The sequence below is a fragment of the Actinospica acidithermotolerans genome (assembly GCF_018139625.1).
Taxonomy (GTDB): Bacteria; Actinomycetota; Actinomycetes; order Streptomycetales; family Catenulisporaceae; genus Actinospica; species Actinospica acidithermotolerans.
The window spans coordinates 1-408 of record NZ_JAGSOH010000388.1; the positions used below are offsets into that span (position 1 = coordinate 1).

Consider the following 408-nt stretch of genomic DNA (forward strand, 5'->3'; position numbering starts at 1 on the left):
GCAACGTCGAGATGAACCGGCACGCTATAAGGCTAAGAACTTCCCGGCGAAGGATTTGCCGTGCCCTAACGCGGGGTCACGACCGCAGTTCCGGGAGTAGGAACCAAAATCTTGAGGAAATTCTTCCTTAAGTGCGCATGGGCTATTACATCTCGGCGAGGCCGAAGCATTGGATCGGCGGCAGAGTCCCCCACGAGACCGCAATGTCGCAAGAACCGCCCGAGAAGATGATGTTTCAGCTCAGCCTGCGGCGGCGGGGGATCAGCAACCAGGCTGTGCTGCGCGCCATGGAAGAGGTGCCGCGCGAAGTCTTCGTGGCGGCTGGCGATCGCGAACATGCCTACCGCGACAGCGCGCTCGGCATCGCCTGCGGGCAGACCATCAGCCAGCCCTTCGTGGTGGCCTACA

General features: G+C 61.5%; 1 protein-coding gene. It reads left to right on the top strand.

Annotation, left to right across the window (positions count from 1 at the left end):
* Positions 1 to 203: 203 nt before the first annotated feature.
* Positions 204 to 408: protein-L-isoaspartate O-methyltransferase family protein (locus KDK95_RS35215; RefSeq protein ID WP_372463438.1), on the top strand; the 205-nt coding region annotated here is incomplete at its 3' end.